This is a genomic window from Streptomyces oryzae (assembly GCF_017676365.1).
GTDB classification, from domain to species: domain Bacteria; phylum Actinomycetota; class Actinomycetes; order Streptomycetales; family Streptomycetaceae; genus Streptomyces; species Streptomyces oryzae.
Map to the genome: position 1 here is coordinate 1 of NZ_JADKMA010000012.1, position 16,782 is coordinate 16,782.

At 69.3% G+C, this 16,782-nt stretch carries 13 protein-coding genes and 2 pseudogenes; 7 read left to right on the forward strand and 8 right to left on the reverse strand.

Annotated elements, in window-relative coordinates:
* A pseudogene (locus tag ITI46_RS04115) lies at nucleotides 1–257 on the forward strand (TerD family protein); the annotation flags it as partial.
* A gap of 119 nt (nucleotides 258–376) precedes the next feature.
* On the opposite strand, the gene ITI46_RS04120 reads toward ITI46_RS04115, so the two are convergent.
* From ITI46_RS04120 to ITI46_RS04145, 6 genes are all read right to left on the reverse strand, one after another.
* Nucleotides 377–1,138, reverse strand: a complete 762-nt coding sequence (locus ITI46_RS04120; protein WP_209237988.1) for a TerD family protein — start codon at nucleotides 1,136–1,138, stop codon at nucleotides 377–379.
* A gap of 148 nt (nucleotides 1,139–1,286) precedes the next feature.
* On the reverse strand, nucleotides 1,287–2,429 hold the full coding sequence (locus ITI46_RS04125; RefSeq protein WP_209237989.1) for a DUF475 domain-containing protein: 1,143 nt from the start codon (nucleotides 2,427–2,429) through the stop codon (nucleotides 1,287–1,289).
* A 197-nt stretch (nucleotides 2,430–2,626) separates the two neighbouring features.
* A complete protein-coding gene (locus tag ITI46_RS04130; RefSeq protein WP_209237990.1) occupies nucleotides 2,627–3,205 on the reverse strand; it encodes a TerD family protein in 579 nt (192 codons plus the stop codon).
* A 188-nt stretch (nucleotides 3,206–3,393) separates the two neighbouring features.
* A complete protein-coding gene (locus tag ITI46_RS04135) occupies nucleotides 3,394–3,969 on the reverse strand; it encodes a TerD family protein (RefSeq protein WP_074998574.1) in 576 nt (191 codons plus the stop codon).
* Between the two features lie 215 nt (nucleotides 3,970–4,184).
* A complete protein-coding gene (locus ITI46_RS04140) occupies nucleotides 4,185–4,643 on the reverse strand; it encodes a peroxiredoxin (protein ID WP_209237991.1) in 459 nt (152 codons plus the stop codon).
* Between the two features lie 369 nt (nucleotides 4,644–5,012).
* Nucleotides 5,013–5,450 carry a DUF3052 domain-containing protein gene (locus tag ITI46_RS04145; RefSeq protein ID WP_099880468.1) on the reverse strand — a complete coding sequence of 146 codons (438 nt, stop codon included), beginning with the start codon at nucleotides 5,448–5,450 and terminating at the stop codon, nucleotides 5,013–5,015.
* 505 nt (nucleotides 5,451–5,955) lie between these two features.
* On the opposite strand from ITI46_RS04145, the gene aceE reads away from it, so the two are divergent.
* Nucleotides 5,956–8,703 carry a pyruvate dehydrogenase (acetyl-transferring), homodimeric type gene (gene aceE / locus ITI46_RS04150; RefSeq protein WP_209237992.1) on the forward strand — a complete coding sequence of 916 codons (2,748 nt, stop codon included), beginning with the start codon at nucleotides 5,956–5,958 and terminating at the stop codon, nucleotides 8,701–8,703.
* Between the two features lie 59 nt (nucleotides 8,704–8,762).
* Here aceE and ITI46_RS04155 read toward each other — a convergent pair whose 3' ends face one another.
* Together ITI46_RS04155 and ITI46_RS04160 are read right to left on the reverse strand one after the other, a co-directional pair.
* Nucleotides 8,763–9,197 carry a peptidase inhibitor family I36 protein gene (locus ITI46_RS04155; protein WP_209237993.1) on the reverse strand — a complete coding sequence of 145 codons (435 nt, stop codon included), beginning with the start codon at nucleotides 9,195–9,197 and terminating at the stop codon, nucleotides 8,763–8,765.
* Between the two features lie 241 nt (nucleotides 9,198–9,438).
* The gene (locus tag ITI46_RS04160; protein WP_209237994.1) at nucleotides 9,439–11,052 is read right to left on the reverse strand and encodes an MFS transporter; all 1,614 of its coding nucleotides are present in this window, start codon (nucleotides 11,050–11,052) and stop codon (nucleotides 9,439–9,441) included.
* Nucleotides 11,053–11,164: 112 nt separating this feature from the next.
* Between ITI46_RS04160 and ITI46_RS04165 the strand changes: the two genes are divergently transcribed.
* The 5 genes and pseudogenes from ITI46_RS04165 to ITI46_RS04185 all read left to right on the forward strand — a co-directional run bounded on the left by ITI46_RS04165 (nucleotide 11,165) and on the right by ITI46_RS04185 (nucleotide 16,620).
* Entirely contained in the window at nucleotides 11,165–11,794 is a 630-nt protein-coding gene (locus ITI46_RS04165) for a TetR family transcriptional regulator (RefSeq protein ID WP_209237995.1), read from the forward strand.
* Nucleotides 11,795–11,961: 167 nt separating this feature from the next.
* Entirely contained in the window at nucleotides 11,962–13,221 is a 1,260-nt protein-coding gene (locus tag ITI46_RS04170) for an alpha/beta hydrolase (RefSeq protein ID WP_209237996.1), read from the forward strand.
* Nucleotides 13,222–13,364: 143 nt separating this feature from the next.
* Nucleotides 13,365–14,243, forward strand: a complete 879-nt coding sequence (locus ITI46_RS04175; RefSeq protein WP_209237997.1) for a DUF4429 domain-containing protein — start codon at nucleotides 13,365–13,367, stop codon at nucleotides 14,241–14,243.
* Nucleotides 14,240–15,553 (forward strand): annotated as a pseudogene (locus ITI46_RS04180) (sensor histidine kinase); the annotation flags it as partial. The gene ITI46_RS04175 and the pseudogene ITI46_RS04180, both read left to right, overlap by 4 nt.
* 332 nt (nucleotides 15,554–15,885) lie before the next feature.
* Entirely contained in the window at nucleotides 15,886–16,620 is a 735-nt protein-coding gene (locus tag ITI46_RS04185) for a response regulator (RefSeq protein ID WP_209237998.1), read from the forward strand.
* Nucleotides 16,621–16,782 lie beyond the last annotated feature (162 nt).

Below are 16,782 nucleotides of genomic sequence, written 5' to 3' on the forward strand. Positions count from 1 at the left end.
GCGCCTCGGCGTCGGCCGCCACCGTGCAGGTTCCGTCGCCGGGTGCGCCACCGTTCGGGCCGCAGGGGGCGCCCGGCATCGCGGCGCCACCGCCCCAGCCCGGTTACGGCTACCCGCAGCCGCCGCACCACCCGCCCCAGCAGCCACCTGCCACGCAACCCGCCTACGGCTACCCCCAGCCCACCTACGGCTACCCGCAGCCGGACCCGGCGTTCGCGCTGCCGCCCCAGGGTCCGCAGTTCCTCACCAACCGCTGAGCAGCCGACGGGCGCACGGGCTCGCACCCCGCAGGGGATGAGAGGCGGCTCCGCGCCCGGAACGCAACGGGCCCCGGCCGATCACCGGCCGGGGCCCGTTCGCGGGTCGTCGCCCAGGGTCAGACCTTCTGCGTCTTGTAGGCCCGTCCCCACTGCAGCCCCCAGCCGTAGAGCCGGTCCAGCTCGGCCTGGAAGCCGTAGACGTAGCGCACCTCGCGGCGCACCTTCAGCTCGCCCTTGACGTTCTCCATCAGCAGCACGGCGCACGAGCGCGCCTGCGGGGCACGCTCGTCCAGCCCCACCTCCACATGGGGGCCGTTACTGGGGATGAGCGTGACGACAGCGTGCGTACGGTCGAAGGCCGGCGTGCCGTCGTAGATGTAGACGAAGAAGAGCAGTCGCCTGATCTCTTCGCGGTGGTCGAGATTGACGTAGAGCGTCTCACCGGACGGGGAACCGAACCGGTCGTCCCCGGTGAGCTTGACGTAGGGCGGCGCGTTCCAGTCCCCCAGGAAGTTGCCGAGCGGCTGGACGACGCCCTTGCTGCCGTCCGTCAGCTCGTACATACAGGCCAGATCGAGGTCCACGTTGACGACGCCCTGGGTGTGCGCCTGCACCACTGTGGGCTTGAATGCCCGCAGCGGGTGCCGCAGCGAGCCGCCGGTGCGCCTGCCGACGTCCTCCACGTCCGAACTGCGCATCCGCCAGGAGAGGTTGACCTGCAAGCTGCCGGTGTCGGCCCCCTGTTTGGTCAGCGACAGCTCGGAGTGCCGTCTGGTCAGCTCCATCGCATACGTCGACGGACCGCCGACCGTGTCGAACTTGGGTCCGCGGCGGGACATGCCCACGCCCCGCCGCCAGTTCTCCCACAGGGAGACCATGCCGCACCCCCACTCGTGTCCGAGCATCCGTAACCGAGCCCGACTTGCTCACCACTGCGGGGCGGCTCGGGGAGGGCGGCGCGGGCCGGTGGGCCCGCGCCGTCACTTCAAGCCGCCCCGCTGGGAGCGTTCCTCGTTCGGCAGGCGGTCACACGCGCGCGGTGACCTCGGATTGTTCGGACTCGCCCCCGTCTTCCCCCTCAGCCTCGAGCGCACGGTTGCGGCGCAGCGAGGACCAGAAGGAGAGGGCGATCAGCGCAACACCGACGAGGCCCGTGATGACCTCGTGGATCTCGTACTTGATGGTGACGAGCAGGATCACGGCGAGGGCGCCGATCGCGTAGTGCGCGCCGTGCTCCAGATAGACGTAGTCGTCCAGGGTGCCCTGGCGCACCAGGTAGACCGTGAGCGACCGGACGTACATCGCGCCGATGCCCAGGCCGAGCGCCATCCAGAAGATCTGGTTGGTGACCGCGAAGGCGCCGATCACACCGTCGAAGGAGAACGAGGCATCCAGCACCTCGAGGTAGAGGAACATGAAGAAGGCCGCCTTGCCCGCCAAGCCGACGGCGGTGGGCTGTTTCCCGGACTTCTTGGCCGCCTCCTCCTCTTCCTGCTCGCGCTCTTCCTCCTCCTCGAGTTTGTCCTCGAAGTGGCCGGATAGACCGCCGACGATCAAGTAGGTGATGAGTCCGGCGATGCCGGAGAGCAGGACCGTGCCGGACTTGTCGGCGTGCCCGGCGTGCTGGTGCGCGGCGGTGGCGAGCGTCATGGCCGTCACCAGCAGGCCGATCAGCGCGATGCAGACGGAAAGGCCGTCGATCCTGCCGAGCTTGGAGAGCGGACGCTCCAGCCAGCCGACCCACTTCTCGTCCCGCTCCTCGAAGATGAAGTCGAGGAAGATCATCAGCAGGAACATCCCGCCGAACGCGGCAATGGCCGGATGTGCGTCGGTGACCAGCTGTTCGTAGCGGTCGGGGTTGTCGAGCGCGACCTGTACGGCCTCGATCGGGCCGACTTTCGCGCTGATGGCGACGATAATGACCGGGAAGATCAGCCGCATGCCGAATACCGCGATCAGAATGCCGATGGTGAGGAAGATCCTCTGCCAGAAGGCGTTCATCTTCTTCAGTACGCCGGCGTTGACGACTGCGTTGTCGAAGGACAACGAAATCTCGAGGACGGAAAGGATCGCCACGAGGGCGAACGCCTCCCACCCCCAGAAGAACGCCGCTGCGGCCAACCCGACGGCGGTGACGCCGAAGGACCAACCAAAGGTTTTCAGGAGCACTGGCTTCCCAATCCGGTATCCGGTCTACTTAGGTTTACAAAGGGGGTGAGAGGCCCGGAACGACTACGGCCTCGGAGCCCTCCAGGCACTTGGCCGCGGCCAGGCGACCGTAGCGATCAAGCGGCATCGACGACATCGACCCGACTGGTTACGTTCACCCACCGAGCGACGTTTCCCTCACCGGGCGCGTTCACCTATCAGGCGACGTTGACGCCGAAGTCTAGAGCGATGCCCCTCAGCCCCGACGCGTACCCCTGGCCAACTGCACGGAACTTCCATTCTCCGTTGTAGCGGTACAGCTCTCCGAAGATCATTGCCGTTTCCGAGGAGGCGTCCTCGGTGAGGTCGTAACGCGCCAGCTCGACCCCGTCCTCCTGGTTGACGACGCGGATGTACGCCTCGCCGACCTGGCCGAAGGTCTGGTGCCGGGTCTCGGCGTCGTAGATCGAGACCGGGAAGACGATCTTGTCCACCTGCGCGGGGACCAGCGAGAGGTCCACCAGCACCGTCTCGTCGTCCTGGGCGCCAGTGCCGCCGACCAGCTCGTCACCGGTGTGCTCGACGGAGCCCTCGGGGCTCTTGAGGTTGTTGTAGAAGATGAAGTACTCGTCGCCGAGGACCCGGCCGCCGGAGCACAGCAGCGCGCTCGCGTCGAGGTCGAAGTCGGCGCCCGTGGTGGAACGGGCCTTCCAGCCCAGACCGACCTGTACCTGAGTCAGGTTCGGTGCGGCCTTCGAGAGGGAGACATTTCCCCCCTTGGCGAGCGTCACGCTCATGTGTTCTGGTCCTCTCCCCGGCTTGTGGCGCGACGGTGCGGCGCGCCACGGTGCATCCAAGTGTCTCCGTACCACCGGGCGCCGCACACCTCCGGGTCACGGAAGTCTGCGGCGCCCCTGGCTGCCGGTCCCCGGCAGACGTGCCCCACCGGCCCGCGAACGGGCCGGCAGGGCGCCCGTCGGTTCCCTCAGACGTTCACGCCGAAGTCCTGCGCGATACCGCGCAGACCCGAGGCGTAACCCTGGCCGATAGCGCGGAACTTCCACTCCGCACCGTGACGGTAGAGCTCACCGAAGACCATCGCCGTCTCGGTCGATGCGTCCTCGCTGAGGTCGTAACGTGCCAGCTCGGTGTTGTCGGCCTGGTTGACGACGCGGATGTAGGCGTTCCGCACCTGGCCGAAGCTCTGCTGGCGGCTCTCCGCCTCGTAGATCGAGACGGGGAAGACGATCTTCTCGACGTCGGCGGGCACCCCGGCGAGGTTCACCTTGATGACCTCGTCGTCGCCTTCGCCCTCGCCGGTGAGGTTGTCACCGGTGTGCTCAACGGAGCCGTCGGGGCTCTTGAGGTTGTTGAAGAACACGAAGTTCTGGTCGTTGGCGACCTTGCCCTCCGCGTTCGTCAGCAGGGCACTCGCATCGAGGTCGAAGTCGCTGCCGGTGGTCGTACGGGCGTCCCAGCCCAGACCGACGATGACCGCGGTCAGGTTGGGCGCTTCCTTGGTCAGCGAGACGTTGCCGCCCTTGCTGAGGCTGACTCCCACGAGTCCTCCTGGTCAATTGTTTCGTGATTCGCGAGGAGCACCGCGTGCCCCCGTTTTTGTGGATGCCATAGGATCAACGACTCGATCCTAGTGAGCGGTTCCCCCGGACACAGCCCTCTTACGGAGCGGAATCGGGGTTGTTCCAAGCGTCGCCGGGAGCGCCCGGAAGCGCCCCCCGGCGCGGCGGCCCGGCAGCGCCGGACACTCTCGAGCACTCAGAGCTTCTCGAGCGCCTTGACATAGTCCTTGAGGTCCCGTGCGTCGGGCAGCCCGTTGACCACAGTCCAGCGCACGGTGCCCTCCTTGTCGATGATGAAGGTGCCGCGCACGGCGCAGCCCTTCTCCTCGTCGAAGACCCCGTAGGCGCGGGACGCCTCACCGTGCGGCCAGAAGTCGGACAGCAGCGGGTACTCGAGCCCCTCCTGCTCGGCGAAGACGCGCAGCGCGAACGGCGAGTCGTTGGAGACCGCCAGCAGCTGCACGTCGTCGTTGACGAACCGGGGCAGCTCATCGCGCAGAGCGCACAGCTCGCCGGTGCACACACCGGTGAAGGCGAAGGGGTAGAAGAGCAGGACGACGTTCTTCTTGCCCTGGTAGTCGGAGAGTCGCACGGCCTGGCCGTGCTGGTCCTTCAGCTCGATGTCGGGCGCCTTGGTACCGGCCTCGATCGCCATAGGGGTTCCCTTCGGTGGGCGGACACGGACGCCCCCACCCTATGCACCGAGCCCCTGCCGGCCATGGGCCGGTCAGGGGCTCGTCGAACACCCGCAGGAGCGGGTCGGGTACACACCGGAAGCAGCCGGATCGCGGTGCCGGACAACGTGATCGCGGCACCGGCCAAGGCAACCGGTACGGGACGGATCAACCGGGACGGAACGGATCCCGGAGAGGGCGGAACGGATCCCGGAAACGGATCCCGAAGGGGAAGCCACCGGGGAGCGGCGCCAGCCGCGGAGCGCGGGGTGCGCCGGTGCGGTGGACGCCGAGGCGGCGGACACCGGGGCGGCCGTCCGCGGCATGCGGCCGGAGCGCAGCAGCGCGCCTCAGCGCTTGTTCGGGGCGCCCTTGGGGGTGACCAGGCGGCTGCCCGTCCAGTCCTTGGCGGCGTTGAAGCTCTTGGTCTGGGAGAGACCCGCGGTCTGGGACGCCTCGCCGATGTCGCTGGGCTCCACATAGCCCTCGCGGCCGGTCTTGGGGGTCAGCAGCCAGACGGGGGCGCCCTCGTCGATCATCGTGGTCGCGTCCACCAGCGCGTCCGTCAGATCGCCGTCCTCGTCGCGGAACCACAGCACCACGGCGTCGGCCACATCGCCGTAATCCTCGTCGACCAGCTCCGTGCCGGTGATCTCCTCGATGGACTCGCGGAGCTCCTGGTCGACGTCGTCGTCGTAGCCGATCTCCTGGACCACCTGTCCGGGCTGGAAACCCAGCCTTGCGGCGGGGTTGGTCCGCTCCTCCGCGTGGTCCGCGGTCGCGCTCACGGATTGCCTCCAGTCATGTCTTGCGAATATGGGGTTGCCACCCCGCGCGTACGCGAGGCATGAGCCGTAGTCCACACGGGCGGGCCGGATCACGCAAGTACCCGGCCTTCCATCCCGCCCAAACGTTGACGTCTCCTCCCACAATGCCTGATCGAGAGTGATTCAGGCCACATTGCGGTCGCCGGGATCTGCCAGGTTTGCCCCGGCTGAGCCGGGGGAGCCGTAGGGTGCCTCCCCAGGCCGAACGGATGTTTGGGGTGATCGGAGCAGAGTGCGGACCCCGCCCCGGAACGGGCGTAAGGTTGCGGTTCGACCGCCTCATCGTCCCTGCGTACGCCGCCCTTCCGGCCCGCCTCGAGAGGTGCTGGGTTACTCAACGGTAGAGGTGACGTCACAGCGGCGGCGGTACACGATGGAAGCGGCACGCCACCCGCCGAGCTCGACTTGTGGCGCCGCCACCGCCCGGCCCCAGAGCACCACCCGACCGATACAGCGAAGGAACAGCGTGGCTTCCGGATCCGATCGCAACCCGATCATCATTGGCGGCCTTCCCAGCCAGGTCCCGGATTTCGATCCTGAAGAGACCCAGGAATGGCTCGACTCTCTCGACGCCGCCGTCGACGAGCGCGGACGGGAACGCGCCCGCTATCTCATGCTCCGGCTCATCGAGCGCGCCCGCGAGAAGCGCGTCGCCGTCCCGGAGATGCGCAGCACGGACTACGTCAACACCATCGCGACCAAGGACGAGCCGTTCTTCCCCGGCAACGAGGAGATCGAACGCAAGATCCTGAACGCGACCCGCTGGAACGCTGCGGTCATGGTCTCGCGCGCCCAGCGCCCCGGGATCGGGGTCGGCGGCCACATCGCCACCTTCGCCTCCTCCGCCTCCCTCTATGACGTGGGCTTCAACCACTTCTTCCGCGGCAAGGACGAGGGCGACGGCGGGGACCAGATCTTCTTCCAGGGCCACGCCTCTCCCGGCATCTACGCCCGCGCCTATCTGCTCGACCGGCTCAGCGAGGCACAGCTCGACGGCTTCCGGCAGGAGAAGAGCAAGGCGCCGCACGGGCTTTCCAGCTATCCGCACCCGCGGCTGATGCCGGACTTCTGGGAGTTCCCCACCGTCTCCATGGGCCTGGGCCCGATCGGTGCGATCCACCAGGCGCGGATGAACCGCTACATGGAGGCCCGCGGCATTGCCGACACCTCCAAATCGCGGGTGTGGGCCTTCCTCGGCGACGGCGAGATGGACGAGCCCGAGTCGCTCGGCCAGCTCTCCCTGGCCGCCCGTGAAGGGCTGGACAACCTCACCTTCGTCATCAACTGCAACCTCCAGCGGCTGGACGGGCCGGTCCGGGGCAACGGCAAGGTCATCCAGGAGCTGGAGTCCTACTTCCGGGGCGCCGGCTGGAACGTGATCAAGCTGGTGTGGGACCGCTCCTGGGACCCGCTGCTGGCGCAGGACCGGGACGGCGTGCTGGTCAACAAGCTCAACACCACGCCGGACGGTCAGTTCCAGACCTACGCGACCGAGAGCGGCGCCTACATCCGGGAGCACTTCTTCGGCGGCGACCAGCGGCTGCGCAAGATGGTCGAGGGCATGACCGACGACCAGCTCCTGCACCTGGGCCGTGGCGGTCACGACCACCGGAAGGTCTATGCGGCCTACAAGGCGGCGGCCGAGCACAAGGGGCAGCCGACCGTCATCCTGGCGCAGACGATCAAGGGCTGGACCCTGGGCCCCAACTTCGAGGGCCGCAACGCCACCCACCAGATGAAGAAGCTGACGGTCGACGACCTGAAGGGATTCCGCGACCGGCTGCATCTGCCGATCCTCGACAGCGAGCTGGAATCGGGCCTGCCGCCCTACTACCACCCGGGCCGCGACTCGGAAGAGATCCAGTACATGCACGACCGCCGCAAGGAATGCGGCGGCTACGTGCCGACGCGGGTCAACCGGGCCAAGCCGCTGCAGCTGCCGGACGAGAAGGCGTACGCCACGCTGAAGAAGGGCTCGGGGCAGCAGCAGATCGCCACCACGATGGCGTTCGTCCGGCTGCTGAAGGACCTGATGCGGGACAAGGAGATCGGCAAGCGCTTCGTGCCGATCGCCCCCGACGAGTACCGCACCTTCGGAATGGACTCCTTCTTCCCCTCGGCCAAGATCTACAACCCGCTGGGGCAGCTCTACGAGTCCGTCGACCGCGAACTGCTGCTCGCCTACAAGGAGTCGCCGACCGGGCAGATGCTGCACGACGGCATCTCGGAGGCGGGCTGCACGGCCGCCGCCATCGCCGCGGGCTCCGCCTACGCCACCCACGGCGAGCCGCTGATCCCCATCTACGTCTTCTACTCGATGTTCGGCTTCCAGAGGACCGGCGACCAGTTCTGGCAGATGGCCGACCAGATGGCGCGCGGCTTCGTACTGGGCGCCACCGCGGGACGCACCACGCTCACCGGTGAGGGCCTCCAGCACGCCGACGGCCACTCGCAACTGCTCGCCTCCACCAACCCGGCGGTGGTCGCCTACGACCCGGCATTCGGCTTCGAGATCGCCCATATCGTCCGGGACGGGCTCCGCAGGATGTACGGCGCCGACGAAGAGCACCCGCAGGGCGAGGACGTCTTCTACTACCTGACCGTCTACAACGAGCCGATCCAGCAGCCGGCCGAGCCGGAGAACGTGGACGTCGAGGGCATCCTCAAGGGGCTCTACCGCTACCAGGCGGGCGAGCGGGGCACCCACGCCGCGCAGATCCTGGCCTCCGGTGTGGCACTGCCGTGGGCGCTGGAGGCACAGCAGATCCTCGCCGACGAGTGGGACGTGAAGGCCGACGTGTGGTCGGCGACTTCGTGGAACGAGCTGCGGCGCGAGGCGGTCGAGGTGGAGGAGCACAACCTTCTGCACCCCGAGGAGGAACAGCGCCTCCCCTACGTCACCCGGAAGCTGCAGGGCTCCGAGGGCCCCAAGCTGGCGGTCTCGGACTGGATGCGGGCCGTGCCCGACCAGATCGCCCGCTGGGTGCCGGGCAGCTACCAGTCGCTGGGCGCCGACGGGTTCGGCTTCGCCGACACCCGGGGCGCAGCGCGCCGCTACTTCCACATCGACGCGCAGTCGATCGTGCTGGGTGTGCTGACCGAGCTGGCCAAGGAGGGGAAGGTGGACCGCTCCGCGCTGAAGCAGGCCATCGACCGCTACCGGCTGCTGGAGGTCGCGGCGGCCGACCCGGGCACCGCCGGCGGCGACGCCTGAGCCGGGCCCCGGGCGCCGGGAGCCGTACCGCTCCCCGCCCGGGCCGGGCGGCCGGCATCTCAGTGCTCCCAGACCTTGAACGCGCGTGCGCGGTAGGGCAGCTCGGGCGTCCAGGAGCCTGAGGGATGGGTGTCGAACTCGGCCGTCTCCGCGCACTCCGCGCTCTGATAGAGCGTGACGGGGCGCCCTGTGCGGTTCGCCGCCGAAGTGGCCGAGGCACCGCCGGGCAATGGCGTGCAGCTCTCGATGTCGATGCCGCTCAGCTCGTGGACGCGGCGCTTCCCCTTGAACCGCGGGCGCTCCCACAGACACAGCTCGCCCGGCCCGCACTTCCCCAGGCGGCTGCCCGCACTTTCCTTCGCGACCCCCTGCCGCAGTGCGTGGCGACTCTGCGCCCCTACCGGCTGCGCTGCGGCGGTGAGCGCCGCAGCGAGCGCTGTCACGGCCAGGATTCCGGCCGCCGTCCTCGGACCTCGTCCGAACATGCCTTTCATGGCTGATCACTCCCCCCGCTGAAGGCCGGACACCTTCTCGCCCGGCCTGACCAGCATGTCCGCGCCGCCGCGGGGCCGCCAAGCACAAACGGCCCGGTTCACCGGGACAGGTGGCGGAGTTGTCCACAACTCGCGAGTTATCCACCGTCCCGGCGCTACCGGGCCGGGAAAATGCCGGAACTCGCCCTATTTTGTCCGGCAGTTGCCTACCAACGGGCCGTCAGCCGCGCGCGAGCGGCCGTCAGACGTGCACGGACGGCCCGGCGTCGTTCTTACCGCGGCTGGTGAAGACGGCGACGCCCGCGGCCAGGACCGAGACGATGCCCGCGCAGACGAACGCGAGGCTCATGCCGGAGACGAAGGAGTCGTGCACCACGTGCTTGATCGCCTCGGCCATCTGCTCGGGCGTGCCCTTGGGTACGGGGGCGATGCCGACCTCGGCGGCGTTCTTGAGGGCGGCCTCCTTCGTCTCGTCCAGCGGCGGCAGTTTGGCCTCGGCCCACTTGTGGGGGAGTTCGCTGCCGACCCGGGAGGCCATCACGGCACCGAGGACAGCCGTACCGAGGCTGCCGCCCACCTGCATGGCGGCCTGCTGGAGACCGCCCGCGACACCGGCGTGCTGCAACGGGGCGTTCCCGACGATGACTTCGGTGGCACCGACCATCACCGGGGCGAGTCCCAGCCCCAGGAGCACGAACCACAGGGAGGTGACACCCATCCCGCTGTCCGCCTCCAGGGTGGAGAGGCCGAACATCGCGACGGCGGCCAGCGCCATGGCGGCGACCAGCGGAATGCGCGGGCCCACCTTGGTGATGACGGCGCCGGCCAGCGGCGAGGCGACGATCATCGACGCGGTCAGCGGCAGCAGCCGCAGGCCGCTGTCCACCGGCGAGAGCCCGTTGACGTTCTGCAGGTAGAAGGTGACGAAGAAGATGCCGCCCATGAAGCCGAAGGCCATGAGCACCATCAGTACGGTGCCGGCGGTCAGCGGCACCGAGCGGAACATGCTCATCGGCAGCAGCGGTTCCCTGACCTTGGTCTCCCAGAAGCCGAAGACGGCGAAGGCCACCACGGAGGCCGTCAGGAACCCGAGCGTCTTGGCGTCCCCCCAGTGCCAGTCGGGAGCCTTGATGATCGCCCAGACGAGGCAGAACATCGCGCCCGACAGCAGGACGATGCCCAGCAGGTCGAAGGAGCGGGGTGCGTCCTCGGCGCGCCGGTCGAGCAGCAGCACGAGCCCCATCACCAGCGCGAGAGCGCCGACGGGGACGTTGATGAAGAAGACCGACTCCCAGCCCTTGTGCTCGACCAGCAGTCCGCCGACGATCGGTCCGGCCGCCGTCGAGGCGCCGATGACCGCGCCCCAGATACCGATGGCCGCGTTCAGCCGCTCGGCGGGGAAGGAGGCGCGCAGCAGTCCGAGCGCGGCGGGCATCAGAAGGGCGCCGCATATGCCCTGGAGTACACGGAAGGTGATGACGAGGGCGACGCTGCCGGACAGGCCGATGGCCGCGGAGGCGGCCGCGAAGCCGATGACGCCGCCGAGGAAGGTCTGGCGGTGCCCGAAGCGGTCACCCAGCTTGCCCGCTGTGATCAGCGAGACCGCTAGCGCGAGCAGATAGCCGTTGGTGATCCACTGAACGTCGGCGAGGGAGGCGTCGAGGTCGTCCTGGATGGCTGGGTTGGCGATGGCGACGATCGTCCCGTCGAGGGCAACCATCGCGACGCCGAAGGCGACGGTGACGAGGGTCAGCCACGGGTGCCCGCGCAGCCCGCTGCGGGCCTGTCGGCCACCGCCCTCGGGGCTTGCCCGGTCCGGCGCGTCGTGCGCGACGGTGCTGGTCTGGGTGGTCATGCCGGGGAGGATAATGACAGCGACTGACAATTGACAAACCAAATTATTAGCCGGTAAATGTCAAGTGGCGCTCACGTATCGTGAGTATCCCGAACCAGGAGAGGAAGCCACTTTGACCGGTCTGCGTGAGCGGAAGAAGCAGCGCACAAGGGATGCGCTGGTCGTGGCGGCCCACGAGCTCTTCGTCACGCAGGGCTACGAAACGACCACGGTCGACCAGATTGCCGAAGCCGTGGACGTCTCCCAGCGCACCTTCTTCCGCTATTTCGCGAACAAGGAAGAAGTAGCGCTGTTCGTGCAGGACATGGTGGAGCGGTTCTACTACGAGGCCGTCTGTGCCCGCCCGGCCGGTGAAGCTCCACTGGAGTGTCTGCGCAACACTCTCGACGACATATGGGACGACGTCGGAGCGGCCGTGGAGGAGATCACCCCCATCGACCTGCACCTGAAGATGTGCCAGGTGATCGAGATGACCCCCGCGCTGCTCGCTGCACGCCTGAGGCACTCGCTGCTGCTGGAGGAGAAACTCGTCCAGGAGATGGCCCGGCGCACCGGTGTGGACGCCGACAAGGACCCACGGCCACGCGTTCTGGTCGCGGCGTTCACCGGGGTGACGCTCACCGCGTCCAGGCAATGGAGCATGCGCAACGACGCCTCCCTGGCGATGGCGCGCGAGGTCACCCGTGATTACTTGGCGCAACTGGGACCCGCTCTCTGCGCGGACTGGACCCGGCAGAGCTGAACCCGGCTGCCCGACTGCCGTACCAGGCACGGCAGTTGCGCACGGTGACCAGTAGGCCATACGGACGCGCCGGGGTGACCTGACGGCTGAATACGAAACGTGAGATGACTCACGGGACGCCCATGGATGCGGGCCCACCGCGCGGCATCTCCTAGGGTGTCGCTCCAGTGACTCACTTCTCCGCACTAGGCAACCCGCTGTCCGGATCAGGCGTCCCCACGTCGGGCGCCCCGGGCATCACGGCCTGGCGTGCGCTGCTCGCCCTGGCCGTCGTCTTCGTGCTGCTGGCGACCACCGGCTGGACAGCGGTCCGCAAGCATCAGGCCGACGCCGGGCCCCGCGCGGCAGCACTGCACGCCTGGGAGAAGGGCTCCTTCGCCGGCCGCCCGCTGCCCGACCCCGACGCCTCGCCCAGCCGCATCGCGCGCTACTTCGCCGGGCTGAACGCGGCACAGCAGCGCACCCTCGCCGCGCGCTATCCGCTGGTCGTGGGCAACCTCGGCGGTGCCCCCCTGGCGCTGCGCTACCGGTCCAACCACACGGCGCTGCTCCAGGCACGCGAGACCGAGCACAAACGGATGCGGGACCAGCGGCTGACGGACGAGGGCCGTCTCCAGGCCGGGCAGCGGATGCACCGCTTCGAGTCGATGCTGCGCCCCGGGCGGCAGATCCTGGCCTTCGACCCGACAGGACGCGGCAGGGCAGCCGAGGTCTTCGGCGACCTGCGGGACGCCCAGCGCGTCTCGGTGGTCGTCCCCGGGGTCGACACCGACCTGCTGACCTTCGAGAAGTCGGCACGGCCGTACGCCGCTCCGGTCGGCATGGCCGACTCGCTGCAGCATCAGCAGCGCACCGCCCGCCCCGGTCTGCGCACGGCGACGATCGCCTGGGCCGACTACACCGCGCCCGCAGGGCTCGGCGTGGACGCCGCCTCCGGCGGCCCGGCCGAGGACGGTGCGGTACGGCTCAACCGGCTGCTGCGGGCCCTGCCCGACACATCGGTGGGCCACACCCCCAAGGTCGCGCTGTTCTGCCACAGCTACGGCTCGGTGGTGTGCGGCGTAGCAGCACACCAGCTGCCGGACAGCGTCACCGACATCGCCGTGGCGGGCAGCCCGGGGATGCGCGCCGACAACACGTCGCAGCTGGGCACCCGCGCCCGTATCTGGGCGATGCGGGACGGCGACGACTGGATCGCCGATGTGCCCCACATGGATGTCGGCGGGCTCGGGCACGGCGCCGACCCGGTCGCGGACGCCTTCGGTGCCCGGCACCTGTCGGCGCGGGGCGCCGTCGGGCACACCGGCTACTTCGTGCCGCACACCGACAGCCTCGAGAACTTCGCCGCGATCGGCACCGGCTCCTACCAGGACGTCTCCTGCGACTCCACCGACCCGAAGTGCTCCTTCGTCCCAGGCGCGCCCTGACGTCCCGCGAGGGCGCACCAGGCGTCCCGCCACGCCGTACCCAAGACCACCCGAGTCCCCCTACGCCCCGAATCAGCGCGCGTAGCGTTGCAGAGAGCGGCGGAGGGGGGACGGAGAGCCGACCGGCGCATACGATGGCCCACATGGGTGACGTACTGGCTGGAATTCACTCCACCTGGGAGTTCGATTCAGACTCCGTGCTCATCCGCTTCGAACGGGGGATTCGCACGCCGAAGCTCTTCCAGGTGCTCGGGGAGCGGCGTATTCCGTACGAGGCGCTGAGCGCCGTCGAGCTGGCCCCGGGCGGCAAACGCGGCACCGTCGTGCTGCGCGCCGTGCCCCGCGAGGGCGCCGACCCGCTGCTGGAAGCGGCTGCCGGGCAGCTCAAGGAGAGCAGCGACCCCTACCGCCTGGTGCTGCCCGCGGAGCGCGAGACGCTGGCGGACTACTACGCGACCGAACTGCGCTCCGCGCTGCCAGAGGAGGCGGCGAAACCCGCCGAGCACCATCTGGTCGCCGCGCCGGCAGCGCCGCAGAGCTTCAAGGCGTACGACGGCAAGGCCTCCTTCGACGGCAAGGTCGTCGCCTTCCGCTGGTTCTGGACGGGAGCCTCGACGGCCAAATGGAAAGCCGGCGACCAGTTCTTCCCCGTAGCAGAGCTGGAAGACGTCGAATGGCGCTCCCCGGAGGGGCTCAGCGGCCACCTGCGGCTGCGCCCGCGCGGAGCCGAGATGCTCGCGGAGGCCGACCAGGACCCGGCCTCCGTGGTTTTCGGTCTCGGCTACGGCCCCGTCTACGAATCGCTCCCCTTCGCCGCCTCGGTCCTGGAGGCGGTGCGCGCGGCCGGTCCGGTGCGGGAGCTGGAGAGCATCCGCACACCTCCCGCGGCGCCGCAGCCGCACCGCTCGGACCCGGCCGACGTGGCCGAGCGCATCCGGCACCTCGGTGAACTGCACGACGCCGGGCTGCTGACCGATGACGAGTTCACCGCCAAGAAGGCGGAGCTGCTGGCGGAGCTGTGAGCGTGCGCACCGTGGTGCCCCGCCTGCGCGGTGAGCTGCGCTCCCTGGGCACCGCACTGGCCACGCCCGCCGCCTCGCACGAGCCGCTACTGGGCCACGCCTCGTCCCGCTGGGTGCGGCGGCTGCCCTATGTACTGGCGTTCGGCTTCACCGTCTCGCTCCTCCCGTCCACCATCCAGGTGCTGACGAACGACTACGGGATGCACGCAGCACTGGCCGGTGCCCTGGGGGTGGCACAGACCGCGCCGCTGATGCTGCTGGCCGTCACCAGGCCGCTGCCCGCCTGGTGGATCATCTTCGCCGCCGACCTGCTGGGCGCCCTGACCCTGCTCGCGGCGGACGGGACCGCAGGCCGCCCCTGGCCGTGGCCGCCCACGGTGATCGTGGGCTATCTGGTGCTGTGCCTGGCGCTGGCGCTGCGCGAGAGCCGTCGCACCCTGCTTGCCGTCTGGCTCACCACGGTGACCGCCTCACTTGTGCTCGGTTTCGTCTCACCAGCGCTCAGTGAGGGAACGAACGTCCTGCTGATCGTGCTCAGCGGCGCCGTCCTGCTGCTCGGCGCCACGCTGCGGGAACGGGCGGAGGCCCAGCGGCGACTGGCCGAGCAGGAGACCATCAGCGAGGCGGAGCGCGCACAGCGCACCCTGCTGGAGGAGCGTGCCCGTATCGCGAGGGAACTGCACGACGTTGTGGCACACCACATGTCGGTCATCACGGTCCAGGCGGACAGTGCGCCCTACCGGATCGCTGAGATGCCGCAGGCGGCGCGCGAGGAGTTCGACACCATCGCCGCCACGGCACGCGAGTCGCTGACCGAGATGCGCCGCCTGCTGGGCGTCCTGAGGAGCGAGAAAACCCGCGGCGAGCGAGCGCCACAGCCCGGCCTGGAGAGGCTGGAACAGCTCGTGGAGGCCACCGTACGCGCCGGAGTACCGGCCGAACTGAACATCTCCCTCCCCGAGGGCGGGGACGGTGCAGCAGACGCGTTTTCCGCGGCAGACGGACTTCCCGGGGCCGCGCCGACCGTGACGCTGTCGGCGTACCGGATCGTCCAGGAGGCGCTCGCCAATGTCGTACGGCACGCGCCCGGCGCACAGACCCGCGTTTCGGTGACGGCACCGGAGGGCTTCCTTTCCGTACTGGTCGTCAACGGTCCCTCCCCGGAGCCGGAGGCCGCGCCGCTGGAGACGGCCGGCACCGGACACGGGCTGGTCGGGATGCGGGAGCGGGTGCGGCTGGTCGGCGGCAGCCTGGAGGTCGGCCCGCTGCCCGACGGCGGCTTCCGCGTCGCCGCCCGGCTCCCGCTGAGCCCGCCGGTCGCGGGCCTGGACGAGCCGCACGACGCCGCGGGGGAGGGCGGAGGCGCAGAGGCTTATGGCGACGCGGAGGCGCACGGCAGCGCCGAGGCGGACGGCACACAGGGCGAGAGCGCTCAGGAGCAGGTCATCCAGGAGCAGACCGCCCAGGGCGTCGGCGGGCCGGACAGCGGACAGGACAGCGAGCTGGCGCAGCAGCGCGCGCCCCGCAGGCGGGCTCGGCGCAAGCGGGACGAGCAACAGCAGGGCAAGCGCAAAAAAACCAGCAAACAGACCAGCAAACAGACCAATAACGACTCGAAGGACACAAGGGGTTCCGCGACCGCATGAACGGCATCAGCGCACCCGGCGCCTATTCGACGGACCGGGTGACCCGCGTGGTCATCGTCGACGACCAGGCCATGGTCCGCGCGGGGTTCGCCGCCCTGCTGGCCGCCCAGAGCGACATCGACGTGGTGGGCGAGGCGGCCGACGGTGTGGCCGGCGTCGAACTGTGCCGCCGCGCGCACCCGGACGTCGTACTGATGGACGTACGCATGCCACGGCTGAACGGCCTGGAGGCGGCGCAGCAGTTGCTCGATCCGCCGCCCGGCGTCACCCATCAGCCCAAGGTGCTGATGCTGACCACGTTCGATGTGGACGACTACGTGTACGAGGCCCTGCGCCTCGGGGCGAGCGGCTTTCTGCTCAAGGACGCGCCACCGGCCGACCTGATCGCGGCGGTGCGGGTCGTGGCCGAGGGTGAGGCGCTGCTGGCGCCCTCGGTGACCCGGCGGCTGATCGCGGAGTTCGCCCGGCAGCGGTCCGGTCCCGCCCCGCGCAAGGGGCGCGCCTCAGCTCCAGAGCTGCGGCTGAAGGCGCTGACCGAGCGGGAGACCGAGGTGCTGGAGCTGGTGGCCCGCGGGCAGTCCAACTCCGAGATCGCCGCATCGCTGGTGCTGGCCGAGCAGACGGTGAAGACCCATGTGAGCCGCATCTTCGGCAAGCTGGGGCTGCGGGACCGCGCTCAAGCCGTCATCTTCGCCTACGAGTCGGGGCTTGTCGCACCGGGCGACCAGTAACGCCCTTTTCCGGCTCCCAGCGGCTTCCAGGGGCTTCCAGGGGCTCCAGCAACGCCCGCTGCCCTGCCGATAGCGCCGTCGCCTTCCCGGCTCCCGAAGGCTCGCACAGCGCTTTTCGCTGGTAGCGCCCTCCGCCACCCCCTACCCCAGTAGCACGCGCGG